The 24037-nt window shown below is 58.8% G+C and carries 26 protein-coding genes and 1 tRNA gene; 13 read left to right on the top strand and 14 right to left on the bottom strand.

Annotated features, from left to right (window positions below; genetic code table 11):
* Nucleotides 1-100: 100 nt before the first annotated feature.
* Nucleotides 101-1207 (top strand): agmatine deiminase, encoded by a 1107-nt coding sequence (gene aguA / locus CAF87_RS23605; protein WP_085733308.1) that lies wholly within the window; start codon nt 101-103, stop codon nt 1205-1207.
* A gap of 245 nt (nt 1208-1452) precedes the next feature.
* On the top strand, nt 1453-1665 hold the full coding sequence (locus tag CAF87_RS23600) for a hypothetical protein (protein ID WP_065257771.1): 213 nt from the start codon (nt 1453-1455) through the stop codon (nt 1663-1665).
* 64 nt (nt 1666-1729) lie between these two features.
* Here CAF87_RS23600 and CAF87_RS23595 read toward each other — a convergent pair whose 3' ends face one another.
* The gene (locus CAF87_RS23595) at nt 1730-3817 is read right to left on the bottom strand and encodes a TonB-dependent siderophore receptor (protein ID WP_085733307.1); all 2088 of its coding nucleotides are present in this window, start codon (nt 3815-3817) and stop codon (nt 1730-1732) included.
* A 254-nt stretch (nt 3818-4071) separates the two neighbouring features.
* On the opposite strand from CAF87_RS23595, the gene CAF87_RS23590 reads away from it, so the two are divergent.
* The 6 genes from CAF87_RS23590 (at nt 4072) to CAF87_RS23565 (ending at nt 8771) form a co-directional block, all read left to right on the top strand.
* Nucleotides 4072-4740, top strand: a complete 669-nt coding sequence (locus CAF87_RS23590) for a DsbA family protein (RefSeq protein ID WP_085733305.1) — start codon at nt 4072-4074, stop codon at nt 4738-4740.
* A 299-nt stretch (nt 4741-5039) separates the two neighbouring features.
* Nucleotides 5040-6326, top strand: a complete 1287-nt coding sequence (locus CAF87_RS23585; RefSeq protein ID WP_085733304.1) for an OprD family porin — start codon at nt 5040-5042, stop codon at nt 6324-6326.
* Nucleotides 6327-6558: 232 nt separating this feature from the next.
* Nucleotides 6559-7305, top strand: coding sequence for a 2OG-Fe dioxygenase family protein (locus CAF87_RS23580; protein ID WP_085712739.1), 747 nt, complete (start codon nt 6559-6561; stop codon nt 7303-7305).
* Between the two features lie 79 nt (nt 7306-7384).
* Nucleotides 7385-7762 carry a GNAT family N-acetyltransferase gene (locus CAF87_RS23575; RefSeq protein ID WP_007952618.1) on the top strand — a complete coding sequence of 126 codons (378 nt, stop codon included), beginning with the start codon at nt 7385-7387 and terminating at the stop codon, nt 7760-7762.
* Nucleotides 7759-8475: an AzlC family ABC transporter permease gene (locus CAF87_RS23570; protein ID WP_085733303.1), complete on the top strand. Its 717-nt coding sequence runs from the start codon at nt 7759-7761 to the stop codon at nt 8473-8475. Before CAF87_RS23575 ends, CAF87_RS23570 begins: the two co-directional genes overlap by 4 nt.
* Complete coding sequence (locus tag CAF87_RS23565) at nt 8454-8771, top strand: AzlD domain-containing protein (protein WP_007952614.1); 318 nt, start codon at nt 8454-8456, stop codon at nt 8769-8771. The genes CAF87_RS23570 and CAF87_RS23565 overlap by 22 nt, the downstream gene beginning before the upstream one ends.
* Here CAF87_RS23565 and CAF87_RS23560 read toward each other — a convergent pair.
* Nucleotides 8688-9614 carry a LysR family transcriptional regulator gene (locus CAF87_RS23560; protein ID WP_085712740.1) on the bottom strand — a complete coding sequence of 309 codons (927 nt, stop codon included), beginning with the start codon at nt 9612-9614 and terminating at the stop codon, nt 8688-8690. The genes CAF87_RS23565 and CAF87_RS23560 overlap by 84 nt on opposite strands.
* 693 nt (nt 9615-10307) lie before the next feature.
* Between CAF87_RS23560 and CAF87_RS23555 the strand changes: the two genes are divergently transcribed.
* Genes CAF87_RS23555 through CAF87_RS23545 form a run of 3 tightly spaced genes read left to right on the top strand, consistent with a single transcriptional unit; the run spans nt 10308 to nt 11911 of the window.
* Nucleotides 10308-10526: a 4-oxalocrotonate tautomerase family protein gene (locus tag CAF87_RS23555; protein WP_007952610.1), complete on the top strand. Its 219-nt coding sequence runs from the start codon at nt 10308-10310 to the stop codon at nt 10524-10526.
* On the top strand, nt 10523-11167 hold the full coding sequence (locus CAF87_RS23550; protein WP_085733302.1) for a DsbA family oxidoreductase: 645 nt from the start codon (nt 10523-10525) through the stop codon (nt 11165-11167). The genes CAF87_RS23555 and CAF87_RS23550 overlap by 4 nt, the downstream gene beginning before the upstream one ends.
* A 33-nt stretch (nt 11168-11200) precedes the next feature.
* On the top strand, nt 11201-11911 hold the full coding sequence (locus CAF87_RS23545; protein WP_085733301.1) for an SDR family NAD(P)-dependent oxidoreductase: 711 nt from the start codon (nt 11201-11203) through the stop codon (nt 11909-11911).
* A gap of 58 nt (nt 11912-11969) precedes the next feature.
* Here the strand turns inward: CAF87_RS23545 and CAF87_RS23540 are convergent, their stop codons facing one another.
* The gene (locus tag CAF87_RS23540) at nt 11970-12236 is read right to left on the bottom strand and encodes a DUF3077 domain-containing protein (RefSeq protein ID WP_085733300.1); all 267 of its coding nucleotides are present in this window, start codon (nt 12234-12236) and stop codon (nt 11970-11972) included.
* Between the two features lie 526 nt (nt 12237-12762).
* Between CAF87_RS23540 and CAF87_RS23535 the strand changes: the two genes are divergently transcribed.
* A complete protein-coding gene (locus CAF87_RS23535; RefSeq protein WP_085733446.1) occupies nt 12763-13188 on the top strand; it encodes a type II toxin-antitoxin system HicB family antitoxin in 426 nt (141 codons plus the stop codon).
* A 115-nt stretch (nt 13189-13303) separates the two neighbouring features.
* Here CAF87_RS23535 and CAF87_RS23530 read toward each other — a convergent pair.
* The 7 genes from CAF87_RS23530 to CAF87_RS23500 all read right to left on the bottom strand — a co-directional run bounded on the left by CAF87_RS23530 (nt 13304) and on the right by CAF87_RS23500 (nt 18829).
* Nucleotides 13304-13379 (bottom strand) — tRNA-Thr (locus CAF87_RS23530).
* 76 nt (nt 13380-13455) lie between these two features.
* Nucleotides 13456-14271 carry an FkbM family methyltransferase gene (locus CAF87_RS23525; RefSeq protein WP_085733299.1) on the bottom strand — a complete coding sequence of 272 codons (816 nt, stop codon included), beginning with the start codon at nt 14269-14271 and terminating at the stop codon, nt 13456-13458.
* A 345-nt stretch (nt 14272-14616) separates the two neighbouring features.
* Complete coding sequence (locus CAF87_RS23520; RefSeq protein WP_085733298.1) at nt 14617-15852, bottom strand: methyltransferase; 1236 nt, start codon at nt 15850-15852, stop codon at nt 14617-14619.
* Complete coding sequence (locus tag CAF87_RS23515; RefSeq protein ID WP_085712748.1) at nt 15833-16522, bottom strand: ABC transporter permease; 690 nt, start codon at nt 16520-16522, stop codon at nt 15833-15835. The genes CAF87_RS23520 and CAF87_RS23515 overlap by 20 nt, the downstream gene beginning before the upstream one ends.
* Nucleotides 16519-17214 (bottom strand): ABC transporter permease, encoded by a 696-nt coding sequence (locus CAF87_RS23510; protein WP_085712749.1) that lies wholly within the window; start codon nt 17212-17214, stop codon nt 16519-16521. The genes CAF87_RS23515 and CAF87_RS23510 overlap by 4 nt, the downstream gene beginning before the upstream one ends.
* Before the next feature lie 78 nt (nt 17215-17292).
* Nucleotides 17293-18042: an ABC transporter substrate-binding protein gene (locus CAF87_RS23505; protein WP_085733297.1), complete on the bottom strand. Its 750-nt coding sequence runs from the start codon at nt 18040-18042 to the stop codon at nt 17293-17295.
* A 13-nt stretch (nt 18043-18055) separates the two neighbouring features.
* Nucleotides 18056-18829, bottom strand: a complete 774-nt coding sequence (locus CAF87_RS23500) for an ABC transporter ATP-binding protein (protein WP_007897462.1) — start codon at nt 18827-18829, stop codon at nt 18056-18058.
* 551 nt (nt 18830-19380) lie between these two features.
* On the opposite strand from CAF87_RS23500, the gene gabP reads away from it, so the two are divergent.
* The gene (gene gabP, locus CAF87_RS23495; RefSeq protein ID WP_085733296.1) at nt 19381-20772 is read left to right on the top strand and encodes a GABA permease; all 1392 of its coding nucleotides are present in this window, start codon (nt 19381-19383) and stop codon (nt 20770-20772) included.
* Between the two features lie 70 nt (nt 20773-20842).
* Here gabP and CAF87_RS23490 read toward each other — a convergent pair whose 3' ends face one another.
* The 4 genes from CAF87_RS23490 to CAF87_RS23475 form a co-directional block, all read right to left on the bottom strand.
* Nucleotides 20843-21295, bottom strand: coding sequence for a hypothetical protein (locus CAF87_RS23490; protein WP_085733295.1), 453 nt, complete (start codon nt 21293-21295; stop codon nt 20843-20845).
* A gap of 6 nt (nt 21296-21301) precedes the next feature.
* Nucleotides 21302-21715, bottom strand: a complete 414-nt coding sequence (locus CAF87_RS23485) for a hypothetical protein (protein WP_085733294.1) — start codon at nt 21713-21715, stop codon at nt 21302-21304.
* Between the two features lie 20 nt (nt 21716-21735).
* Nucleotides 21736-22707, bottom strand: coding sequence for an alpha/beta fold hydrolase (locus CAF87_RS23480; RefSeq protein WP_085733293.1), 972 nt, complete (start codon nt 22705-22707; stop codon nt 21736-21738).
* 69 nt (nt 22708-22776) lie between these two features.
* Nucleotides 22777-23835 (bottom strand): YhcG family protein, encoded by a 1059-nt coding sequence (locus CAF87_RS23475; protein ID WP_085733292.1) that lies wholly within the window; start codon nt 23833-23835, stop codon nt 22777-22779.
* Nucleotides 23836-24037: the final 202 nt, after the last annotated feature.

Here is a 24037-nt window from a genome sequence, read left to right as displayed (position 1 = left end):
TAAAGTCGATATTTATCGTTTATAAAGTCGCCATCGTCCGTCGTCCAAACCTGTTCGGCGCGTTGAACAACCTCGACCGTTCCCTGGAGTCCTGATCGACATGACCACCTTGAAAAGTACCCCACGCGCCGATGGCTTCTACATGCCGGCCGAATGGGCGCCGCAAACCCAGACCTGGATGATCTGGCCCGAGCGTCCGGACAACTGGCGTCTGGGCGGCAAGCCGGCGCAGGCTGCTCACGCCGCCGTGGCCAAGGCCATCGCGCGTTTCGAACCGGTGACCGTTGCAGTGTCCGCCGGCCAGTACGAAAACGCTCGCGCTCGCCTCGACGTGCCGAATATCCGCGTGGTCGAGATGTCCAGCGATGACGCCTGGGTCCGCGACAGCGGCCCGACTTTCGTCATCAACAACAGTGGCGAAGTGCGCGGTGTGAACTGGGACTTCAATGCCTGGGGCGGTTTTGATGGCGGTCTGTATTCGCCGTGGAACCGCGATTCCCAGGTCGGCGGCAAGATCCTCGAGATCGAGCGCAGCCCGCGCTACCGCACCGAAGGCTTCGTGCTCGAAGGCGGTTCGATTCACGTCGACGGCGAAGGCACCCTGATCACCACGGAAGAATGCCTGCTCAACCGCAATCGCAACCCGCACCTGAACCGCGAAGAAATCGAAGCGGTACTGCGCGACAACCTGTCCGTGGACAAGATCATCTGGCTGCCGGATGGCCTGTTCAACGACGAAACCGACGGCCATGTGGATAACTTCTGCTGCTACGTGCGTCCGGGCGAAGTGCTGCTGGCGTGGACCGACGATCCGCAGGATCCGAACTACCCGCGCTGCCAGGCTGCGATGAAAGTGCTGCAAAGCAGCACCGACGCCAAGGGGCGCCCGTTCACGGTGCACAAGATGCCGATCCCGGGGCCGCTGTTTGCCACTGAAGAAGAATGCGCGGGCGTGGACCCGGTGGACGGCACCCAGGAGCGCAACCCAAGCGTGCGTCTGGCCGGTTCCTACGTGAACTTCCTTATCGTCAACGGCGGCATCATCGCACCGAGCTTCGACGATCCGATGGACGCCCCGGCCCGGGAGATCCTGCAGAACCTGTTCCCGCAACATGAAGTGGTGATGGTGCCGGGTCGTGAACTGTTACTGGGAGGCGGCAACATTCACTGCCTTACCCAACAGCAACCCGCGCCGCACAAAGAGTGAGTGCGGATGTAACAGCTTGAGTTGATTGAAAAATCGACCGGTCAGTCATTTGTTGCCCACGCTTGAAGAGAAACCCGCAGCCCGTCAGGACTGCGGGTTTCTTTATGTCCGCTGGTCGACAAATTCATTACGTTGGCATAGCTCTTGTATCGCTCATGACGCACTAGGGAGGGGGAAGAACTTCAACGGTTCTGTCATAAACCTTGGATAACTTAGCCGCTCATGAACGGGGAGAGAGCGCTGAAATGAACGCCGAAGTGAACGTAATCAGCGAGCGGACGTTGCATCCCATGGCTGTAAATAGTGAGTCGCTCCAGATTGTCGCGCACTGGTTGAAGTCCAATGGAACGCGTCAGATCAGAGAGCCTGATCCGCGCCGGATGATGATCGAGCGTTACCCCGCTGGCCTGTTCAGCGAGGCCGAACTGGATGCACTTTGGGATGTGATGGAAGGATAAGAAGAACAAACAAGGATTGTAAAAAGCGCTGCCGGGATGGCAGCGCTTTTTTTATGGGCGCGAATCAGAAGCTGTAGGTGCCTGTCATGACCAGGCTGCGCGGCGCGCCCGGCTGGATCTGGAAGGCACTGGTGGCCGAGGCGTAATACTCGCGGTCGGTAATGTTGTTCAGTGCTGCACGCAGATCCCAGTCCTTGTGCCGGTAGCCGACCAGTGCGTCCCAGCGACCATAACCCGGTAACACGGTGGTGTTGGCGTTGTCGGCGTAACGCTGGCCGACCAGGGTCAGGCCGGTTTCACCGTACCATCCCATCTCCGGTTTCCAGGTCAGGAACAGACTGCCGTTGTGCTTGGCCACGTTGTTGACGCGCTTGCCTTCCAGGCCGTTGTTGTCCTTCTCGATGGTTGCGTCCTGCACGCCGACGCCACCGCGCACGTACCAGTTGCCGACGATCTTGCCGGTGCCGGTCAGTTCGATCCCGCGTGACCGTTGCAAGCCGCTGAGTACGGTCAGGGTCGGGTCGTTCGGATCAGTGGTGCGACGGTTGTAGAGTTCCAGCTCATAGACGGCGAGGGTGGTGCTCAGGCGATCGTCGAGCCAGTCGCTCTTGACCCCGATTTCCTTCTGCTTGGTCAGCTCCGGGCTCAGGTCGTTGGTGTTGCCGGTCGCACCCGGGGTGATGCCGATCAGACCGCCGCCGACCGGCGAGAAGGTCTTGGTCCACGAAGCGTAGAACGAGTGGTTCTGCAACGGCGTCCAGACCACGCCGAAACGTGGGCTGGTGCTGTGGCTGTCACGGTCTTCGGAAATGTTGCGCAGCTTGTTGGTCGACTCGATGTCGAAGGTGTCGTAGCGCAGGCCGGCCAGCAGTTGCCATTGATCGTTCAGGCGCAGTTGATCCTGAACGTAGATCGCGCGGCTTTCGACTTCGGTGTGGCTGCTGCTCGACACCTGCATGCGCCCGGTGTGGCGCTGGCTGCGATCCGGGTTGTATAGATCCAGCGACGGCACTGGCTGAGTGCCCCGGCCGGTGGCCGCGTTGTACAGCGTCGGGTCGCGGCGCTGGCTGCCGGTTTCGATCCCGGTCAGCAAGCGATGCTCGAGGCCGAAGGTGTCGAATCCACCTTCCAGCTCGACGTTGTTGTAGACGTTGCGGGTGGTCAGATCCTGTTGCCAGTGCTGGCGGGTGACCTTGTTGGTTTTCGCGTCGAAGCCGGTGAGGTAGGTGTTGTCGAAATCGCTGTCGAGCTTGAACACACCGAGGGTGTGGCGCAGTTGCCAGTTGTCGTTGAGTTCATAGCTGAGTCGCGAGCGCAGGGATTGCGTCTTGTCGTCGATGAAGTCGTGATCGTTGCCGTAGGTCGTGTCCCGGCCGACATCCGCCGGACGTCCACCGACCCCAGGAATGCCGCGATCCGGCGTGCGGTTGTAGCGGCTGTATTCGTATTGCACCAGCCAGTTCAGGTCAGGCGTGAGCTGCCAGCTCATCGACGGTGCGAACAGTTTGCGGTTGCCGCTGACGCCGTCGCGGAAGCTGTTCTCGTCCATGTTGCCCATGTTCAGGCGCAGGCTGATGTTCTCGCCTGGGTCGGCGCTGAGGTCAGCGTACAGGCTGCGCAGATCTTCACTGCCACCCTGGGCCTCGATGGTCGAGCGGCGACCGGCCTCGGGTGCCTTGCTGACGCGATTGACGATCCCGCCCTGGCTGCCACGGCCGTACAGCACGGCGGCCGGGCCCTTGAGCACTTCGACACGTTCGATGTTGTGCAGGTCGCGCTTGTACTGGCTGTCGTCGCGGATGCCGTCCAGATAGAAATCGTTGCTGGCATCGAAACCCCGGATGCGCAGGCTGTCGAAGCGCGTGTCGCCTCCACCGCTGACGTTGGGAATCCCGCTCAGGGCATCTTCGATGTCGTTGATGCCGTAATCCGCGACATTGGCGGTCTTGATCGAATCGATCGCCTGCGGCACGTAGCGCACGGGGGTGGACGTGCGGGTCGCGGTGTTGCTGACTTTTACGCGTGGGTCGTCGGCTTGCGTTTCGGCACTGATCGAAGTAGCGGGAAGCTCGGTCGCGGAGTAAGCGAAACCGGAGGACAAAAAGGCGGAAAGCCCAAGCGTGACGGGCGTGAGACGGAACGGGGCAGGCATTGAAAAACGCATCCGAAAGGGTGGAAGAATTCGAGTGCGCGAATAGTAATGCTTTGCATTTGCTTCCGTTAATTATTCTGGAAAAGTTCCGCGAGTTGATTGTGTCAGTTTGTTTCCAGCTGTTTCAAGATTGTCACGAGATTCGCAACAAGGGCATTCGACCGATTGCCGAAACAGACTGAAAGCCATTCCGGCGTTTTTCTGCAACGGCCGAGGGACTACCGTGGCTGCCATCGATTTCCCGGAGTTTTCAGATGACCCTTCACTACATTTACGACCCTCTGTGCGGCTGGTGCTATGGCGCAAAACCGCTGGTACAAGCCGCACAGCAAGTGCTGCCGGTGATCGCCCACGCGGGCGGCATGATGACCGGTGCCAACCGTCAGAGCGTTTCACCGCAACTGCGCAATTACGTGATGCCCCACGACCGGCGCATTGCCGAATACACCGGACAGCCGTTCGGCGAAGCCTATTTCGAAGGCCTGTTGCGTGATCACACGGCAGTTTTTGATTCCGCTCCGCCGATTGCCGCTGTCATGGCGGCAGAAAGCATTGATGGGCGTGGTCTGGAACTGCTGGGTCGTTTGCAAACCGCACACTATGTAGAAGGCCGACAAATTGCCGATGACGCCGTGCTCGTGGAGTGCGCGGTAGAGATGGGCTACGAGGCGGACACGTTCCTTAAAACCCTCAAAGCGACTGACACCGGTCAACACATAAAGAACAGCCGCGCATTGTTGGCGAAACTCGGTGGCCAAGGCTTTCCAACTTTCGCACTGGAACAGGACGGGCAGTTCACCCTGATCGATATCGGCCCGTGGCTCGGCAAACCGCAGGCCTTTGCACAATGGTTGAGCGAGTCGATTCCGTCGGCTCCAGCGACACAAGTCTTGCCGGTCTGTGGCCTCGATGGTTGTGCGTGACCGGGCATCAAATCCCTGATTACAGGCATTTCCCCGCACGTAGCTTTCGAAAAATTTACTTTTATTAGACGATTTTTGCCTATTTAAAGACGATTCTTGAAATTGACACATTGTTCAGGGCGCGGCTACGATTCGGCCACAACGCCTGTGGCTAACCGCCATGACTCAAAATCAGGAGCAGGCCCGCCATGACAGTGTCTTGAGCGGGCCTTTTTGTTTCGGGGTGAATAAAAGAGTGCATCAAGCGCCGTTTCAGCCGTTCGACACAGCGCGTTTCAACCCGTAATAAGGAAAACAAAATGTTGAACAAGCGGATCAGTCTGATCGCATTGGGGATGTTGAGCGCCACTCAGGCCATGGCTAACGACCAGGCCGAGTCCAAGGGTTTTGTGGAAGACAGCAGCCTGAAAGTGCTGCTGCGCAATGCCTACATCAATCGTGACTACAAAGACGGCAACAAGGACAAATCCGAGTGGGGCCAGGCGGCCATCGGTACGTTCTCGTCCGGTTTCACCCAGGGTACTGTCGGTGTCGGCGTTGACGCATTCGGCCTGTACGCCCTGAACCTGGAGCGCAGCGAAGATCGCAGCGGTGCCGGCGGCATCGACTTCTTCAAGAAGGGCGACAGCGGCAAACCGGCCAACGACCTGTCCAAGGGTGGCGCGGCGGTGAAATTCCGCCTGTCCAACACCACCCTGACTTATGGTGACCAGATGCCGGCCCTGCCGGTGCTGAACTACGACAACTCGCGTCTGCTGCCGGAAAGCTACACCGGTACCTTGATCACTTCCAAAGAGATCAAAGGCCTGCAACTGGATGCCGGTCGTTTCACCGCCGAATCGCGCAAGAGCGCTGAAGGCCGTGACAGCGGTGGTCTGAAGTCGATCAACGTGTTGGGCGGTAGCTACCAGTTCACCGAACAGTTCAAGGCTGCGCTGTACGCTTCCGACGTCGAAGACGTGCTGAAGAAGCAATACGTGAACGCCAACTACGTGTTCCCGATCGACAAGGATCAGTCCCTGACCCTGGACTTCAACGGTTACCGCACCAAGCTGGACAACTCCTATGTCCGCGAAAACGGTGTGACCGGCGACGACAACAAGATCTGGAGCCTGGCAGCGACCTTCGCTACCGGCCCGCACTCGTTCACCGTGGCGCACCAGCGCTCCACTGGCGACAGCAACCTGGGTTACGCCTATGGTGGCTACCAGAAAGGTCAGGGGCGCGTGGGTGACGGTGGCAACACCATCTACCTGGCCAACTCCTACTGGTCGGACTTCAACGCTGAAGACGAGCGTAGCTGGCAGCTGGGCTATGGCCTGGACTTCGGCGCATTCGGCGTACCGGGTCTGAGCTACAACTTCGCGTACGTGCGTGGCGACAACATCACCACGTCCACCAGCGAAGGCGGCACCGAGCGTGAAATCTTCAACCAGTTCAAGTACGTCGTGCAAAGTGGCCCGGCCAAAGACCTGAGCGTAAAAGTGCGTAGCTCGATCCTGCGTGTTTCGCAGAAATCCAGCGAGTACAACGTCAGCGGCAACGAGCTGCGTGTGTTCGTGGATTACCCGATCAACATCTTCTGATGATCGGTTGAACCCGCGAAAAGCGATAAAAAACCCCGACTGGTTCGGGGTTTTTTTTTGACGGTTTTTCTGAAAAAAGCATAAAAACCCGTGTTTTTGTCATTTGAAATGCACTTTGAGGCCGTTTCAAATCGCGTTTCAAACAGGGCTTTAAATGCCTGAAATTCTTTCTCATGGACGCAAATTCTCCACCTAATAGATTAGGCCGCTCAATGCAGCGGAGAATTTGGTAATGATCGTTTTAACCAGAGAAGTGGGCGAATCGCTACGGCGCGACAAGTACGCCAACGTGCAGGGTGCTGACTTCAATCTCTACGGTCATTTCGCCGACTTCGTCAGACTGACCAAAAGTTGGGAAAACATGGAGCCTGACAGTTACTACGGTCAGGCCGAAGCCGGCATGCGTTACCGTCGTTACAGCGACTTCGAATACAACCCCAAGACGCGCGAGCTGAAGCAGCTGGAACACCGCGCGTACGTGCAGTCCAAAGAGAACAACGCCTATGTGGGCGGTGTGGTCCGGCACTTCCAGGACTTCTCGGACGAAGTCATCGACTCACCGGTGATGCGCAGCCTGATCGACACCGATTTCGAAGTGTACAAAAGCGTGTTGCCGGAAGAGTTGCACGATGAAATCTGGCAATGCCAGATCCATCAGATCCGCATCGAGATCAAACCCGGCAAACAACTTGAAATCACGCCGGAAGGCATTCACTGCGACGGTTATCCGTTCAGCGGTGTGCACTTCTGGGGCCGCAATAATGTCGAGGGCGCCGAAAGCCGTCTGTACGACATTCACGAGCAGCAACTGGCGTCGACCACCTACCAGGAGATCCTCGACACCACTTACTTCCTCGACCGCGACATGCGCCACTACGTGACACCGGCGCGCAACACCCACTCCCATGCCATGGCGTATCGGCAGATCCTGGCGATTTCCTTCTCGCGGCCCGGGACCGCTTTCGACATTGTTCGCTAATCAGATCACCCAAATCGACGGCGTCGAATGCTCGACGCCGGTGGTGCTGCGGCGCGCGACGGCCAAGGACGCGCAGCGCATGGAGCGTTTCTTCCGCCAGTTCGACGAAGTGTCGTTCTGCGAATGGCAGGACGCCAAGTGCCTGCGCGGCGTGCTGATCCAGAAAACCACCACGGCGTATCTGGCCTTCGACGTCGAAGGCGAGATTGTCGGGGCGGTGCTGGGCGGCATGCTCGGCAGTCGCGGCACCATCAACCATCTGGCGGTCAGCCTGCGCTATCGCAGTCAGGGCGTCGGCCAGCGACTGGTGGAAGCGGCGTCGGCCGACATGAAACGGGTCGGTGTGCTGCGGATGTTCCTGTTCGTCGATGATGCTAACCTCGCGGGCAAGCGTTTCTGGACTGCCCAGGGTTTCTGCGAACCTCACGGCGAACGGACATTTGAGAGGGATCTATGAATGAAACATCCGGCAGTGCGCCGCTGATGGTCGACCGTCAGCCGTCGCGCACGTTTGCCGAAGCCAGCCCGGTGGTGGCCGGTTATTTCACCGTGTCGTTCGTGTTCGGGCTGATGGCGGTCAACGCCGGGCTGCCGCTGTGGCTGCCGGTGGCAATGTGTCTGTTCGTGTATGCCGGGGCTTCGCAATTCGCGGCGCTGGCGCTGATCAGCAGCGGTGCGTCGCTGACCACCATCGTGCTGACCACGTTTCTGATCAACGCACGGCACATGCTGATGTCGGTCTACATGGCGAAGGCCCTGCGGGCGCTGGGCCTGAGCCGAATGGAGCGTTGGTGCTACGCCGGCGGCCTGACCGATGAATCGTTCGCCTTCCACAGCGTCAAACTGGGCACCGGTGTGCCGGTGAATATCCGTTATCTGATCGGCTTCAACCTGTTCTGCCACACCTCCTGGGTGATCGGCGGATTGCTCGGCGCCTTGTGCGCACAGTACGCGTCGCACTTGATCAAATATCAGCTCGACTATGCGCTGACCGCAATGATGCTTTATGTGCTGGTCTCGCTGTGCAACACCCGCAACAAGCTCATTGCCGCCCTGGCCGCAGTGGTCTGCATGGGCGCTCTGAACCTGGTGGGAAGCTCGCCGTTCAACGTTTTCATCGCCACGTTTGTGGGCTGCGGAGTGGGTATATGCCTGACCAAACGTTCCTGATTCTGGTGGTCGCGCTGATGATGGCCGTGACCTTTCTGCCTCGGGCGCTACCGTTGCAGGTCAACACCGAGCACTGGCCCCCCTTCGTCGCCCGGGCGCTGGAATACCTGCCGGTGGCGATCGTCGCTGCGATCAGCCTGACACCCTTGTTGATCAAGGATCAGCACATACAGCTCGATCGCCCGGAATTTTATGCAGCGATTCCGACGCTGTTATGTGCGTATTTCAGCAAAAACCTCTTTCTCAGTGTGGCGGTTGGGACGGCTGCGTACATTGCGCTCGGCTCGTTCATGTAGCGGCAGATCGACCACGTCGTTCAACGCCTGGCCGGACAGATCCGGGTTGTTCACCGCCAGGCGTACTTCGAGGAAATCCTCGAACCCGGGGAAGATCGTCAGGCCGTTCTTCTGCGCGGCCTCGCGGGAGACCATGCCGACCGCGTCCATCTGCGTGATGAGCGACAGGGTCAGCGTTTCGCTGCAGGAATAAATCGTCCGCTGACTGTTCTCATGATTACCCAGCCCGGCGTCGAGAAAACGCAAAAAGCTGTGGGAATACGGGCAATCTTCTGCAGGACGCACCTGAAACTTGTTGCCCAGCAACGTCAGCGGATCGTTCTCCTGACCACAATGAGCGCCGACTACCTGCACCTGCACTTCCGGCAGGACAATGCTCGGCAACCCCGGCCGCTGCGGGCCGATCAGCACCGCAAGGTCGAAGTCTTCGTTCTTCAGCTTGCTGAGATTTTCCATCGACTCGGCGTAGCTGAATTCCATCTGATAGTCGGGGAACACATCGATCAGGCGTCCGATCAGTCGCCGGTTGAAATCCGGGTCCAGCGTGGTGTTCAACGCCACTTTCAACGTGCGCTGTCCCGGTACCTTCAACGCCTCGACTTTCTCTTCCATCTGCCGCGTGGCTATCAGCACTCTGTCCATATAGGGCGTCAGCTCGGTGCCTTGCGGCGTCAGCGTCAGGCCCTTGTTGGATCGTCTAAACAAGCGGAAACCGAACTGTTCTTCGACCTTGTTCAACTGCGCGGCCAGGGCCTGCACAGTCAGGCACGAATGCTCGGCTGCGGCCGACAACGAGCCGGTCTGCACGATGCGCATGAGGTTGCGTAAGGTTCTGCTATCCATGGGTAATGCCCTCTGAAGTGGGCTGGGTATTGTTGTGTACGTGACGGCCTGAACGGCTCCATTTGCCGGCTATATTCCTGTACCTGAGCATAGTTGTCGCGCAATTAGTAGCGAATTGATGTCCCCGCCGATGGCTGGAGGCTGACACAGAATCGAGGTTTTTGGTGACGCGGGGGTGATTGGGGTCAAAAAAAGTGCACGGTTTGGGTGCGTTTGGGGGGATTTTCCAAGGGAAACGACTGACGTGAAGGATGCCTTTTGCCCGCAATTTTTACGGACAGGTCTCAGAGATCACTGCGAATGAGCTGATATCGGCTGCCAGAGTGAGCGTCTCTAATAAGTCGCACTGTCTGGAAATAGGTAATTGCGATGGTGGTTCAACGAAAACCCGAACATGTGCGGATACCCTCACTGAAGACCGCCCGCGCCATGAGGGAAGCACTCCTGCTTCGACAGTATTTTGGTTCGATTGATGAGCTGTTGAAGGCTCAAGACGATGCAGAAAAAGGCATTCAATCACGCTGAGCTGACGCGTTCCTTTGCTCAAATTCTGGTGGGGTTGTTACAGGCTATTCATTACACCACCTCACAAATGAAGTACCCAACCCCTACTTTTTCCCCTCCCGGCACACGCCTACATTGAGCTCCAACACCTGACCATCATCCCGAGGGCAGGTCACTGGAGTAGTCGTCATGCCATTTGTCAGCGTACGCATCACCCGCGATGGTGTTACCCGTGAGCAGAAAGCTCAGGTGATCGCCGAAATCACTGAAACCCTGGAACGCGTCCTCAACAAGCGCCCGGACCTGACCCACATCGTGATCGAAGAAGTCGACACCGATAACTGGGGCTACGCCGGCATCACCACCACCGAATACCGCCGGCAACTGGCGGAACGGGGCCAGTCATGACCCCGACCGTAACCATCGATTTCGTCTCCGACGTGGTGTGCCCCTGGTGCGCACTCGGGGCGACAGCGCTGGAGCAGGCGATCGGCAATCTGGCCGGCGAGGTTTCGGTGGAGCTGACCTACAAGCCCTTCGAACTCAACCCGGACATGCCCGCCGAAGGCGAACCGGCGGTGCAGCACTTGATGCGCAAATACGGCCGCACCGCCGAAGACGTCGCCGCCGGTAAGAGGATGCAAATCGAACGCGGCAATGCCATCGGTTTCGAGTTCGATCTGGAGAAGCGCACGCATTTTCACAACACCTTCGACGCCCATCGATTGCTGATGTGTGCAGCACAGGAAGGGCGGCAGATCGCGCTGAAAAAGATCCTGCTGCGCGCTTACTTCCGCGACGGCGACAACCCGAACGATCACCCGACGCTGATGCGTCTGGCGACCGAAGCAGGACTGGATGCGGTGAAGGCTCGCAAGGTGCTGGCCAACGACGAATTCGCCAGCGAAGTACGGCAACTGCAAGCGTTTTACCGGCAGCACGGAATCAACTCGGTGCCCGCGCTGATCCTGAACGGCAAGCACCTGGTGTCCGGTTCGCAATCGGTCGAGTACTACGAACAAATGCTGAAACAACTGGCTGCCGCCTGATTCAACACCCACTTATTGATTGAGGATTTCATCATGAGCAACTCGAAAAAAACCGTCGTTATCACCGGTGCTTCCCAAGGTCTGGGCGAAGGCATGGTCAAGGCCTTCCGTGAACTGGGCTACAACATCGTCGCTACCTCGCGCTCGATCAAACCGTCGAACGACCCGCAGATCCTGACCATCGCCGGCGACATCGGCGACCCGGTTACGGCACAGCGCGTGATCAGCGAAGGCGTGGCTCGCTTCGGCCGCATCGACACTCTGGTCAACAACGCTGGCATCTTTGTCGCCAAACCGTTCACCGCCTACACCCCGGAAGATTACGCGGCGGTGCTGTCGGTCAACCTCAACGGTTTCTTCTACATCACCCAACTGGCCATCGCCGAGATGGAAAAACAGGGCAAGGGTCACGTAGTCAACATCACCACCAGCCTGACCGACCACGCGGTCGACGGCGTGCCCTCGGTCCTCGCTTCACTGACCAAGGGCGGCCTCAACGCCGCCACCAAATCCTTGGCCATCGAATACGCCAAACGCGGGATTCGGGTGAACGCGGTATCGCCGGGCATCATCAAGACGCCGATGCATGGCGAGGAAACCCATACGGCACTGGGTGCGCTGCACCCGGTCGGGCACATGGGCGAGGTCGACGATATTGCGCAGGCGGTGGTATATCTCGACAACGCGAACTTTGTGACTGGCGAGATTCTGCATGTGGATGGCGGGCAGAGCGCTGGGCACTGATTGACGCGGAAACACAAAGCCCTTGCAGTGATGCGAGGGCTTTTTTGTGGGCGACGGTTTATGGATCTGGACTCAGCACTTTGACCGCATCATCGACCAGCGCCTTGCTCAACTCCTGCAAATATTGCGAGGCGCAGGCGTGGAGTTCCGGGTCGTTGGCGGCAGAAGTATCCGAGGTCAGCAGTTTGGAAATGTGTAGCAGATGGGACGCGTGGGAGAGAGCGGTGGCGACCGGTACGCCGGGGGTGGTGCGAAAGAGTGCGTGGTTGGACTGGAAGGAAAAATGGGTGAGGCCGAGGGTTTTTAGATCGTTGGGGGTGGTCATGGCTTCACCTACCTTTGGCTGGTTGGTGGAAGGGGCAGACTCTGGACGGATCGATGCTAATCATTTGTGAAACTCCCTGTATCAAATGAGCGCTGCCACTTCGTTCTCAGGCGAAAGGGTGGCAGCTATGCGCAGGCTGAGAAACCGGAGATACAGGAACCCGGCAGACCCGAAGGTCTCCCACGCACAGCCGCCATTGCACGGAAATGCAGGCACAAAAAAACGCCGGCAAACGTGGGTTGGGGCGCTGGTGCGCCTGCATCTTACGCGGGTTCTCAGGCCCGGTCGCTGAATTGGCAGCGACGGGATTGACGGTAGCGTGGGGAGGGTTGGAGCGCAATCGTGGCCAGGTGGTGGCGAGGAGGCCGACATACTCACATGCAACACTTATGTTGCATGGGTAACAAATATGTTGCACGGTCGCTCTGCCGAAATAGCGCGTGATGCGCATAAGCGAAATCGAGTTTCGGCGATGCAGCTAGGCCACAAGGGTGAGGCTGAGTTGTACCCCATGAGAGGAAACGTGATGTTCGAATATGCGTTGGAAGTCCACGAGGGGCCGAGCAGTGTCTGGTTGTCCTGCGCAGAAATTCCAGAGATGCACGCCGCTGGCGACACTCTTGAGGAAGCACTCGACGGCGCCATTGATGCGATGGAAACGGCATTGTCGATTTACGTCGATGATCGCCGGTTGATTCCGACAGGTGATGCGGGAGAGCAGGAAAGTGACGCGGTATTGCGTCTGCCTGCACTGACTGCGGCAAAGGTTGGGCTCTGGAATACGCTTCTGGAGTCTGGGGTCAGCAAAGCTGAACTGGCACGACGCTTGGGTGTACAACGACCCCAGGTAGATCGGTTAGTCGATTTCCTGCATCACTCCAAGATCGAGAATGTCGAGCGTGCATTGCAGCAGCTTGGGCGGCGGATTTTGCTTTCGGTTGAGGCTGCTTAAGATTGGAGAAAAGCCCCCGACAGCGATTGCTGTCGGGGGCTTTTCATTTGGGTTGGAATAAACGCACCCTAGAAACAACAAAGCCCCTGCATTTCTGCAGGGGCTTCGTTTTGTATGGTGCCGGCACCAGGAATCGAACCCGGGACCTACTGATTACAAGTCAGTTGCTCTACCATCTGAGCTATACCGGCGTGTGGGCGACGATTATAGCGACTCGGGTGCTTCTGTAAACCCCTGAATTCAGACTATTTTTGCGCCCTCTGCGAATCACGCCCGGCGCAGGACGTTGCGCAGTTTTTGTACAGCGCGCCAGGCGCGGCTGTTTTGCATGGCTCGCAGTTCGGCTTCGGCTTGTTCGGCGCGTTGCAGGGCGGTTTCCAGTGCCGGGTTTACCGGGTGGGCGAGGTTGTGGCCTTTGCACAGCTGGAAGTTGTCGAGGTTGCACGGTGGCAGGTCGAACGCGGGTTTGAGATTGATGTGTTCATTGGCCAGGAAGAAGCTGTTGAGGCCGTCGAACAGGACGTTGGTGTAGCCAGCGTCGGTCACCAGGTGTTCCCAGGTGTGGTCGCGCTCCCATGGGGTTTCGATGAGGATGATCCAGGGGCGGAAGCGGCTGAAGTCCATGCCGCGCAGGACGGTTTCTTCGTGGCCTTCGACGTCGATTTTCAGGAAGTGGATCGGCCGCTCAGCGGCGTGTTCTTCGCAGATCGAAGTCAGTGTGCGTGCGTTGACGGTGAGGCTTTGCACGTCCATGCCGAGGTTTTTGCGTTCTTGCGCAACGACTGGGTCAGCGGTGGACAGGCCGGTGTCGGGAATGCCGTAGAAGGTCAGCTCGCCCGGCTGGTCGCTGGCCACACATTGCAGCGTCGTGTCGCGGGGGCGATGCTGGCGAAGTGCGTCGTGGTAGTTCTGCATCGGTTCGACATTGATGCCCTGCCAGCCACGATCGTAAAAGGCCTTGGTGACCGAGTCGTGGATCGGGTCATTGGCGCCGACGTCGATATAAAAACCGTTTTCAAAATACTGCAGGGCGCGCCAAAGGCGAACGTCCTCGAAATTCTGTGCGTAAGAAATGAACGTCACGGTCGCTTCCTGTCGGTCAGATTTTTTCTTGTTCGGGCGTGCGCTACCTGCACGGCGTAGGTCTGTATAACAAGGGCGGTGGGCGGGCGCAATTGCCGGTTGCCGGCGTCCGCGATTCGGCGGTTATGTCCTTTTATTCGAAGGCTTATGCACAACAGGCTTTGTAGAGAACGCGCTTAGGCAGGTTTTTGTGAACGGGTTCTCATTTGATGCGCAAATCCCTGTTTTACCGGTTTTTTATTTGTGTGAACAAAAAATGACCAGTGCTGTTACTGGCTTGAAACAGGCGTGGATATTGGATCCACGAGAATTCCATCAACAGAGTTATCCACAGGCTGTGAAGGATTAATCGCGTTCTGCCAGCAACAGGAAATTGCGCGGCGTGAGCGGCGCTTCGCAGAAGGTGCCGAGACGTACGATGTATCCCTGCTCGGTGAGGAAAAGTGCCCGATCAAGATTCAGCCAAAGCTCCAGCGGCCGTCGGAACAGTCCGCGCAGCAATTCCAGGTTGCGAACTTCGGCCAACCGCTGCCAGCCGGCGATTTCCAGTGCTGGCCAATCTGGCGAGCCGATTGTGGATAACTCTTTCAGCGCTGCCAGGTCGCGGCAGAAATCGGCAAACGGTTTTTCCAACCACGCGCTCGGCAGGGACGGCGTCGGCAGGTATTCGTCGACGCCGCGTACTTGCCGTTGCAGCAAATCGAAAGCCAGCCGGCGGGCCATGGAAGTGTCGCGTTGACGTCGGACGCGGGCACCGGCGGTGACGGTTTCGCTCATTGGCAGGGACAGATCTTCGAGCGATAGCTGTAGGGCTGATCGCGAACCAGCGGAGGACAATGCCTGATATTCAGTGCGACTGATCCGGTTGTAGCAGCACGGTGCGATCGCCATTTGTTTGCAACCGACGGCGCTGGCCAGTTGCATAAGCCGCACATGCAAGTCGCCGCAAGCGTGCAGGGCGACAGGTGTGTGCTCGGCGTTCAGCAATAAAGCGGTGTTCGCCGCGAGCACATCCTGCTCGACATGCAGCGCAGGCAGGTGATGACGCTGACTCAACGCCTGACCGCTCGCAACCAGCGTCGGGTCATATTCCAGACAGGTGAGTTGCTGATCAGCGCCGAGCAGACGCCGACCCAAATGCCCTTTGCCCGAACACCAATCCAGCCAGTGCTTCGGTTGTGCGGCAAACGACAAGCGGCTGGCGAAGGCCTCGATCTGCTGCCATTTGCGCCCCGGCACATCGACATTCAAGCGATGCCCGGCGGCTTCCAGCGAATGCGCAGGTAATTCACCGACCGAACTCAACTCAAGCGACAACGCCGCCAATGCAGCGAATGGCTCCGGCGCATCCAAGAGTTCTGCAGGTTGGTTGTGGGCGTTTTCCGCATCTTCCAGCGACCGCTCGCGTAGCCACGAGGCCAGTTCCGGGTGGGACGCTTCCCATGGCAGTTGCAGATGAGTAAACGGGCGAGGCTTCCACAGCGCCTGATGTGCTGTGAGAAATGTATCCAGTGCCGTGAAGCGGGCGAGTAGGGCCTCGCCCGTCAGCACGTAAGAAGAATCAGCGTCCCTGGCACGCATCGACGCGCAGCCAGCGTTCCAGCAATTTGAAACCGCGAACCAGCACGTATGCCATCACCAGATAGAACAAGCCGGCAGCGAAGAAGATCTCCACCGGCAGGTAAGTGCGGGCAATGATCGTCCGGGCCATGCCGGTCAGTTCCAGCAGCGTCACGGTGCTGGCCAGGGCGCTGGCCTTGAGCATCAGGATCACTTCGTTGCTGTAGGCCGGCAGGCCGATGCGCGCAGCGCGCGGCAGGATGATGTAGAACAGTGCTTTCGGCCGGGACATGCCCAGTGCCCGCGCCGCTTCGATTTCACCCGGCGGAATCGCCTGGATCGCGCCGCGCAGGATCTCGGCGATGTAGGCGGCGGTGTGCAGGGTCATGGTCGCGGTCGCGCACCAGAAAGGATCGCGCAGGTATGGCCACAGCGCGCTGCTGCGCACTGCGTCGAACTGCGCCAGGCCGTAATAGACCAGAAACAGTTGAACCAGCAACGGCGTGCCACGGAAAAAGAAGATGTAGGCGTAGGGCAACGAGCGTACGTACCACAACTTCGAAGAGCGGGCGATGCCCAGCGGGATTGCCAGCAGCAGACCGGCGATGACGGCGATGGCCACCAGTTCCAGAGTCAGGGTCGCGCCCTGCGCCAGTTTCGGCAGCCACTTGATGATGACTTCCCAGTTCATTGAGCGCTCCTCGCGAAGCCGCGTGCGGCGCGTTTTTCCAGGAAGTGCATGCCGGTCATCGCCAGCACCGTCAGGCACAGGTACATGAGGGCGGCGACCATATAAAAGGTGAACGGCTGTTTGGACACGGTCACGCCGATCTGCGCGTGACGCATGATTTCTTCCAGGCCGATGACCGACACCAGCGCGGTGTCCTTCATCAGAATCATGAACAGGTTACCCAGACCGGGCAGGGCGATGCGCCACATCTGCGGCATGATCAGCTTGGTGAAGATCCGCCATTTCGACAGGCCCAGGGCCACGCCGGCCTCACGGTGGCCCTTGGGAATGGCAAGGATCGCGCCTCGGAACACTTCCGTGGCGTAGGCGCCGAAGCACAGGCCCAGCGCGATGACGCCGGCGGCGAAGGCGCTGAGTTCCAGTTCGGGGTTGCCGAAGAACTCTCCAAGCGCGCGCATGGCATTGACCGTACCGAAGTAGATCAGCAGTACCCAGAGCAATTCCGGGACGCCGCGCACCAGGGTCGAATAAGTGCCGCCAAGCCATTGCAGCGGCTTGTACGGAGAAGTCTTGGCCAGGGCGCCGAGCAGACCGAGCACCAGCCCGAGGCACAGAGCCGTAAGTGCCAGTTTGACGGTCATCAGCGCGCCGGCGGCGAGCGCCGGGCCGAATCCGTAGAGGTCGATAATCATGGATTTCTTTTCAAATCGCGGCAGGCAAGGCCGGGATCCCGCACCGTCGGATCACGGTGCAGGTCCCGCACGTCAGGATCAGTAGATGCTGAACGGGAAGTACTTGTCGTTGATCTTCTTGTAGGTACCGTCGGCGACGATTTCCTTCAATGCGACGTTCAGCTTCTCGCGCAGCGGGTCACCTTTGCGCACGGCGATGCCGATCTTGTCGCTTTCCACGACCGGGTCACCCTTGAACTCGTAGTTCTTGCCGGCGTCGGTTTTCAGCCAGTCATAGTTGGCGTACTTGTCGGCGAGGATGGCGTCGACACGACCGGAAGTCAGGTCGAGGTAGGCGTTTTCCTGAGTGTCATAGAGTTTGACCTGGATATCGCTACCGTAGGTGTCTTCAAGCCAGGTGCCGGCCAGGGTCGCGCGTTGCGTACCAATGATCTTGCCTTTGAGCGCGTCCTTGTCGGTTTTGAAGTCGACGTTTTTCGGCGCGATGAACTGCAGCTTGTTCGAGTAGTACGGGTCGGTGAAGTCCACCGCACCCTTGCGCTCGTCGGTGATCGACAGCGAGGAAATCAGGAAGTCGAACTTCTTGGCGTTCAGGGCCGGGACGATGCCGTCCCAGTCGGAGGTGACCACGGAACATTCGACTTTCATCTTGGCGCACAGGGCGTCGCCGATGTCTTTGTCGAAGCCGACGACGTTGCCGCTGGCATCTTTATTGTTGAACGGCGGGTAAGCCGCTTCGATGCCCATCTTCAGGGTCTCAGCCATGGCGCCGGCGCTGAACGCCAGGGAGACGGCGGCGGCCAGGAAGACCTTTTTGTAGTTCTGCATGCGGGTAGCTCCGTTAGCGGTTGCTGGACATGAATTGTTTGCAGCGCGCCGAAAGCGGGTTTTCGAACACCTGCTGTGGCGATCCTTGCTCTTCGACCAGGCCCTGGTGGAGGAACACCACTTCACTGGACACCTGGCGGGCGAACCCCATTTCGTGGGTCACGAGCAGCATGGTGCGGCCTTCTTCGGCCAATGCGCGGATGACATTAAGTACTTCCTGGACCATTTCCGGGTCAAGGGCGGAGGTGGGCTCGTCGAACAGGATCACCTTGGGCTGCATTGCCAGCGTGCGGGCAATCGCCGCGCGCTGTTGCTGGCCGCCGGACAGTTGCGCCGGGTAGGCGTGGCGCTTGTCGGCGATGCCGACCTTGGCCAGCAGGGCTTCGGCGACTTCGATGGCTTCGGCCTTGCTCTGGCCGAGCACGCGGCGCGGGGCTTCGATGATGTTGTCGAGCACGCTCATGTGCGGCCATAGATTAAAGTTTTGAAACACAAAACCAATCTCGGAGCGCAGGCGGTTGATCTGCTTGCCGTCGGCGGCAACCAGTTCGCCATTCTTGGCGGCCTTGAGCTTGAGTTCTTCGCCGGCGACCAGGATCTGGCCCTGGTGCGGGTTTTCCAACAGGTTGATGCAACGCAGGAACGTGGACTTGCCGGAACCGGAGGAACCGAGGATCGAGATCACATCGCCGTCGCGGGCGGTCAGCGAGATGCCTTTGAGCACCTCAAGCTGTCCGTAGCGTTTGTGCAGGTTGCGGATTTCAAGCGCGGGCGTGGCCTCAGCCATGTGCGTTCCTCATATATGTTGCGCTCCAGCTGTTGGTGGCCTTCCTGGCGAGGCGGCCAAGCTAGCATAGCGTTTCAATGGCAGCCAACAGCGCTACGAGCGGTAAACGGATGGCGTGTGGCAGGTTGTCGCATCAGCGCAGCAGACTGTCGCCCCGTCAACAACCGAACGGGTGTTTGAACGTTGATTCCCGTGGGTGTCGCGTAAAAAAAGGCGCGATGTTGCCACCTTTGGCGGGGTGTTGGAAGCGCTATCCGGCCGAACGTTCCTCATTCGCCCTTTTATTGTGCATCCCGCACTTTTTCAGTGTGTTTCTGGTGCGCTTGTTCGTTTGAAAAGTGAGTCGCAGGGTAACGCTTTGGCGAAAGGCCAGTATTCTCAAGGACTTGCGATGACTGTCCGGTCGCGCTAAAAACCGCGGGCCAGAAGACTTTGAAACATTTTGGCGCAATTATTGCGTGCAGAATCTGGAACGCCCCGTTGGATTCTTTTTACGAGAAGGAACGCCAGACGGGCCGGACGCAATCGCTTTCCTCGCAAAGGTAGTTTCAATGAGCAGTACCTCAAGCTCCAATGGCCTCGAACAGGGGCTCAAACCGCGTCATGTGACCATGCTGTCGATCGCCGGTGTGATCGGTGCAGGTCTGTTCGTCGGCTCCGGCCACGCGATCGCCGCCGCCGGCCCGGCCGTGCTGCTGGCCTACGCCGCTGCCGGTATGCTGGTTGTGCTGGTCATGCGCATGCTCGGCGAAATGGCTGTTGCCTCGCCGGATACCGGCTCCTTCTCGACTTATGCCGATCGGGCCATCGGCCATTGGGCCGGTTTCACCATCGGCTGGCTCTACTGGTGGTTCTGGGTTCTGGTGATCCCGCTGGAGGCCAACGCCGCTGCAACCATCCTGCACGCCTGGTTTCCGAGTGTGGAAATCTGGGCATTCGCACTGATCATCACCATGCTGCTGACCGTGACCAACCTGTTCAGCGTGAAAAACTACGGTGAGTTCGAATTCTGGTTCGCCCTGCTCAAAGTTGTGGCGATCATCGGTTTCATCATTCTGGGTGTGGCGGCGATTTTCGGTTTCCTGCCGAACAGTCAGGTGAGCGGCGTTTCGCACATCTTCGACACCCAAGGCTTCCTGCCAAACGGTCTCGGCGCTGTATTGGGCGCGATCCTGACCACCATGTTCTCCTTCATGGGTACCGAAATCGTGACCATCGCGGCCGCGGAATCGAAGAACCCGGGCAAGCAGATCTCCAAGGCCACCAACTCGGTGATCTGGCGGATCGGTCTGTTCTACCTCGTATCGATCTTCATCGTCGTGGCCCTGGTGCCATGGAATGATCCGGCGCTGGCCAGCCTCGGTTCCTACCAGACTGTGCTGGAGCGCATGGGCATCCCGAATGCCAAGATGATCGTCGATATCGTGGTACTGGTCGCTGTGACCAGCTGCCTGAACTCGGCGCTGTACACCTCTTCGCGCATGCTGTTCTCCCTCGGCAAGCGTGGTGATGCTCCTGCCATGGCAACCCGTACCAACAAAAGCGGCACCCCTTACTGGGCGGTGATGCTGTCCACTGGCGCGGCGTTCCTGTGCACCTTCGCCAACTATGTGGCCCCGGCTGCGGTGTTCGAGTTCCTGCTGGCCAGCTCCGGCGCCATCGCGCTGCTGGTGTACCTGGTGATCGCGATTTCGCAACTGCGCATGCGTAAACAGCGCATGGCTCGCGGCGAAAAAATCGTCTTCAGCATGTGGCTGTTCCCGGGCCTGACCTACGCGGTGATCGCCTTCATCGTGGCAGCCCTGACCATCATGCTGTTCCAGGACGCCCACCGCGTGGAAATCCTCGCGACTGGCCTGCTGAGTCTGGTCGTAGTAGCTACCGGTCTGTTGGTAGCTCGCCGTCGCAAGGCGGAAAACCGTGGCGCGGCGGTCCTGAACTGATCCGTATCGCGTAATGCAAAACGGCCGCTGTCAGTGATGACAAGCGGCCGTTTTTGTTATTGCGAGCGGTTTATTCGCTCTTCTCTTCCTGCGCTTCCACCGACTGTCCATAGGTGTCCAGCGCAATCCCGAAATCAGTGATGAACTGCGGTTCGCTCAGCCAGGCCTGGGCGGTCTCGCGGTCCATGCCATCGGCCCACATGCGGTAGTCGATCAGCATGTCGGCAGCCAGATGGGTGGCGGCCATGCCTTCGTTGTCGGCGTTTTCCATGTCCAGCAGTTCAGGATGATCAACGATGATGAACGCCAGCTCCCGCAGCAGCGTCAGCAGCATGTCGTTGCGGCTGATGGCTTCGGCGTCGCGCATCTTGCTGAACATCGCCAGGGTGTATTCCGGGATCGGCTCGGCCAGGTGACCGAGGTCATCGTCCTGGGCCAGAGGTTTGCGGCCGACCATGCGGATTTGCTTGGCTTTGGCCTTGGCGCGTTTGGCGCGTTTCTGCTGCTTGTTCAGGGATGCCATGGGAACTCAGTTTTTCTGTTGGGTTTGTGCGGCGATTGCGTCGGACGCGGCCACATAGTCTTTCTGGAAAGCAGGGGATTCGATCCAGGCCAGGGCGCCGGCTTCGTCGGTCTCGGTGGACCACTGGCGGTACTCGATCAGTGCGGCGAGGATGAAGTCCATCGCACCTTCTTCGCCTTCCTGTTCGTACACCAGCTCCAGCAGCGGGTCTTCGAGGAACGCGGTGCACATGGCCTGCTGGCTGATCTTCTCGGCGTCGATCATTTTCTTGAACAGTTCGGTCAGGTCCACCGACTCGAAATCGATGCGGTCGTCGTTCGGGTCCAGCTCGACTGGCGTTTCCGCACGTTTGGTGCGGTTCTGCTTGGCCTTGGTCTTGGCCCGGGCGGCGCGTTTTTGCTGCTTGTTGGCGGAAGCCATGGTGTGTGTTCCGTGATGCGTTAAAGGGCTTGGCTGCGCGGCACTTGCCGCCCCGGAGTGTCGGGGGCCAGTGCGCCGGTTTGCAGCCAGGTCAGAGCGATGGGCCATAGTGTGGCTTGGTATGCGCTGCGAAAAAAGGCGAAATGTCCGACTTCTTGTTCGCCGATGTCCTGCGGTTCGATTCGCAGGTGGGTCTTTCGGGCGTTGTGGAAGTAATCGAGCAGGCGTTCGGTCGCTGGAATGGTTCCGTAAGGATCGTCGCTGATACTGATTGCCAGGGCGTTTGCGTGGACGTTGGTGAAGGGCAGATCGACCATTGCCCGACCGCTTGGGCGTTGCTCATAACGTGCGGCAGGCGTGCTCCAATCGCGCACCACGCCCGCGGGCGTGTCTTCCAGCCAGCCGAGCCGCTTGCCCGGAAAGTAGCCACAGAGCAGCGTCACCAGCGGCATCAGCAGATGCCATTTGCCGAACATCCGCCAGCGGTGTTCCGAGGCGTAATCGCGCCAGTAAGCGAACTGCGCGCCGACCGTAACCAATCGTCGGATCATCTGCCCGGAGGCTCCCAGACCTGCTGCGCAGCCACCAAAGCTGTGCCCGACCACATCGATCGGCTGACCGGGAAACTCCCGCTGCGCGCGTTTGAGCATCGCCTCGAAATCCAGCGCGCCCCAATCCGTCCACGAGGCCTGCAAATGCCTCATCGACTTCGGTCGCGACTCACCAATGCCCCGGTAGTCGTAAATGATCACGTCGAAACCGTTGGCGAACAGGTACGCCGCGAAGCGCGAGTAGTGACGGCAACGCACCGAGGTGGCCGCGTTGATGATTACCACCGAACGCTGCAGGTCGGGCAACGCGTGGCGCCAGGTGAAGCCGCCAAGACGATAGCCATCGGCGGCGGGCTCGTGAAAGGGTTCGTCCAGAACGGCGCTTGCGAGCGCGGTTCTGCCCTGAGGATCTTCCAGTGCGTGCGTCTCTTGAAAACCCATGGCTCTCGACCTTCGCGGAATAGCTGCCAACGATAGTCTCAGGCGGCTCGGTGAACAATCCGTCGTCGGTTAATCATCCGGCTGATCGGTCAGGCGCTCGTCGAGAAACCTCTGTTCCCGGTTCAGTTCCGCTCGCAATTCCTCCTCACTCGGCAGCACCAGTTTGTAGCTGCTGGCGAACAGTTGTTCATTGCCCTTGAGGATTGTGTAGCGCGCAACCGATTCATTTTGCTGTGCGCAGAGGATGATCCCCACCGTCGGCCCATCACCCTCGCTGCGTTTCAGGTCGTCGTACATGCGGATGTACATGTCCATCTGGCCCACGTCCCGGGCGCTGAGTTTGCCGCGCTTCAAATCGAGGATAACGAAGCATTTGAGCAGGTAGTTGTAGAACACCAGGTCAATGTAAAAATCATCGTCTCCAGCGCTGATGCGTTGCTGACGTCCGACAAAAGCGAAGCCCTTGCCCAATTCGAGGAGAAAACCCTGGAGCTGATCGATCAAGGCCTGTTCCAGTTCGGACTCCTGAAGTTTGCCCGGTGAGGGCAGGCCGAGAAATTCCAGAAGGACGGGGTCGCGGATGAATTCCCGAGGATTGTTTATCATCGCGGCGATGTTGGTCGCTGCCTCTGCATAGACGTCGGTCCTGTCTTGGCTCATCAACAGACGTTCGTAGTAAAGCGTGTTGATTTGGCGATCCAGGGCGCGGCTTGACCAGTTTTGTGCAGCTGCTTCGTTCATGTACCACTGCCGGGCCGGTTCGCTTTCAATCCCCAATAGCTTGCGGTAGTGGGTCCAGCTCAATTCGTGACGCAGTGCGTCACGAATTGGAAATGCTTGATAAAACAAGCGCATGTAGCGAAGGTTGGAAGAATCGAAGCCTTTTCCAAAATCCGCAGTCAGCTCCTTGGCCAACGTAGCCAGAAGCTGTTTTCCATACCCGGCCCGCCGGGCTCCCTGTTGTTCGAACTCGACAATATGCCGCCCGATCTGCCAGCAGGTCTGGACCTGAATCGTGTCGACCGTTCGCAGCACTTTTTGGCGTGCCTGACGAATCAGGTCGCCAAGGTCGCCCAGCAACGAATCGAGTTTCGGATCTTGCGCTTCAGAAGGTTCAAGTTGGCTCATCAGGTTTTCCGACGCAGGAGGAACAGAAGCAAAAGCATGCCTGTAACCCACGGCTTGGCGATGCCGGCCATGTCTGGTTCAACTGAAGGAAGGGTGAGCGGGTTTTGCGGGATCTGACCGAAGGCGGCAATGATTGGGGAATACAACGCGTAGTCCTTTTCGCACCCAAGACAACTCCCAATCAATCTAAAACCAGCCCCGC

Source organism: Pseudomonas sp. R38(2017) (assembly GCF_002112395.1).
In the GTDB taxonomy this organism is placed as follows: domain Bacteria; phylum Pseudomonadota; class Gammaproteobacteria; order Pseudomonadales; family Pseudomonadaceae; genus Aquipseudomonas.
The sequence above is the reverse complement of the archived record's forward strand: the minus strand, read 5'-3'. Positions and strand labels throughout refer to the sequence as shown.

Excerpts from the sequence above, each read along its gene's own strand:
- aguA (WP_085733308.1), top strand. The coding sequence starts at position 101 with ATGACCACCTTGAAAAGTACCCCACGCGCCGATGGCTTCTACATGCCG.
- CAF87_RS23600 (WP_065257771.1), top strand. The coding sequence starts at position 1,453 with ATGAACGCCGAAGTGAACGTAATCAGCGAGCGGACGTTGCATCCCATG.
- CAF87_RS23595 (WP_085733307.1), bottom strand. The coding sequence starts at position 3,817 with ATGCCTGCCCCGTTCCGTCTCACGCCCGTCACGCTTGGGCTTTCCGCC.
- CAF87_RS23590 (WP_085733305.1), top strand. The coding sequence starts at position 4,072 with ATGACCCTTCACTACATTTACGACCCTCTGTGCGGCTGGTGCTATGGC.
- CAF87_RS23585 (WP_085733304.1), top strand. The coding sequence starts at position 5,040 with ATGTTGAACAAGCGGATCAGTCTGATCGCATTGGGGATGTTGAGCGCC.
- CAF87_RS23580 (WP_085712739.1), top strand. The coding sequence starts at position 6,559 with ATGATCGTTTTAACCAGAGAAGTGGGCGAATCGCTACGGCGCGACAAG.
- CAF87_RS23575 (WP_007952618.1), top strand. The coding sequence starts at position 7,385 with ATGGAGCGTTTCTTCCGCCAGTTCGACGAAGTGTCGTTCTGCGAATGG.
- CAF87_RS23570 (WP_085733303.1), top strand. The coding sequence starts at position 7,759 with ATGAATGAAACATCCGGCAGTGCGCCGCTGATGGTCGACCGTCAGCCG.
- CAF87_RS23565 (WP_007952614.1), top strand. The coding sequence starts at position 8,454 with ATGCCTGACCAAACGTTCCTGATTCTGGTGGTCGCGCTGATGATGGCC.
- CAF87_RS23560 (WP_085712740.1), bottom strand. The coding sequence starts at position 9,614 with ATGGATAGCAGAACCTTACGCAACCTCATGCGCATCGTGCAGACCGGC.
- CAF87_RS23555 (WP_007952610.1), top strand. The coding sequence starts at position 10,308 with ATGCCATTTGTCAGCGTACGCATCACCCGCGATGGTGTTACCCGTGAG.
- CAF87_RS23550 (WP_085733302.1), top strand. The coding sequence starts at position 10,523 with ATGACCCCGACCGTAACCATCGATTTCGTCTCCGACGTGGTGTGCCCC.
- CAF87_RS23545 (WP_085733301.1), top strand. The coding sequence starts at position 11,201 with ATGAGCAACTCGAAAAAAACCGTCGTTATCACCGGTGCTTCCCAAGGT.
- CAF87_RS23540 (WP_085733300.1), bottom strand. The coding sequence starts at position 12,236 with ATGACCACCCCCAACGATCTAAAAACCCTCGGCCTCACCCATTTTTCC.
- CAF87_RS23535 (WP_085733446.1), top strand. The coding sequence starts at position 12,763 with ATGTTCGAATATGCGTTGGAAGTCCACGAGGGGCCGAGCAGTGTCTGG.
- CAF87_RS23520 (WP_085733298.1), bottom strand. The coding sequence starts at position 15,852 with ATGCGTGCCAGGGACGCTGATTCTTCTTACGTGCTGACGGGCGAGGCC.
- CAF87_RS23515 (WP_085712748.1), bottom strand. The coding sequence starts at position 16,522 with ATGAACTGGGAAGTCATCATCAAGTGGCTGCCGAAACTGGCGCAGGGC.
- CAF87_RS23510 (WP_085712749.1), bottom strand. The coding sequence starts at position 17,214 with ATGATTATCGACCTCTACGGATTCGGCCCGGCGCTCGCCGCCGGCGCG.
- CAF87_RS23505 (WP_085733297.1), bottom strand. The coding sequence starts at position 18,042 with ATGCAGAACTACAAAAAGGTCTTCCTGGCCGCCGCCGTCTCCCTGGCG.
- CAF87_RS23500 (WP_007897462.1), bottom strand. The coding sequence starts at position 18,829 with ATGGCTGAGGCCACGCCCGCGCTTGAAATCCGCAACCTGCACAAACGC.
- gabP (WP_085733296.1), top strand. The coding sequence starts at position 19,381 with ATGAGCAGTACCTCAAGCTCCAATGGCCTCGAACAGGGGCTCAAACCG.
- CAF87_RS23490 (WP_085733295.1), bottom strand. The coding sequence starts at position 21,295 with ATGGCATCCCTGAACAAGCAGCAGAAACGCGCCAAACGCGCCAAGGCC.
- CAF87_RS23485 (WP_085733294.1), bottom strand. The coding sequence starts at position 21,715 with ATGGCTTCCGCCAACAAGCAGCAAAAACGCGCCGCCCGGGCCAAGACC.
- CAF87_RS23480 (WP_085733293.1), bottom strand. The coding sequence starts at position 22,707 with ATGGGTTTTCAAGAGACGCACGCACTGGAAGATCCTCAGGGCAGAACC.
- CAF87_RS23475 (WP_085733292.1), bottom strand. The coding sequence starts at position 23,835 with ATGAGCCAACTTGAACCTTCTGAAGCGCAAGATCCGAAACTCGATTCG.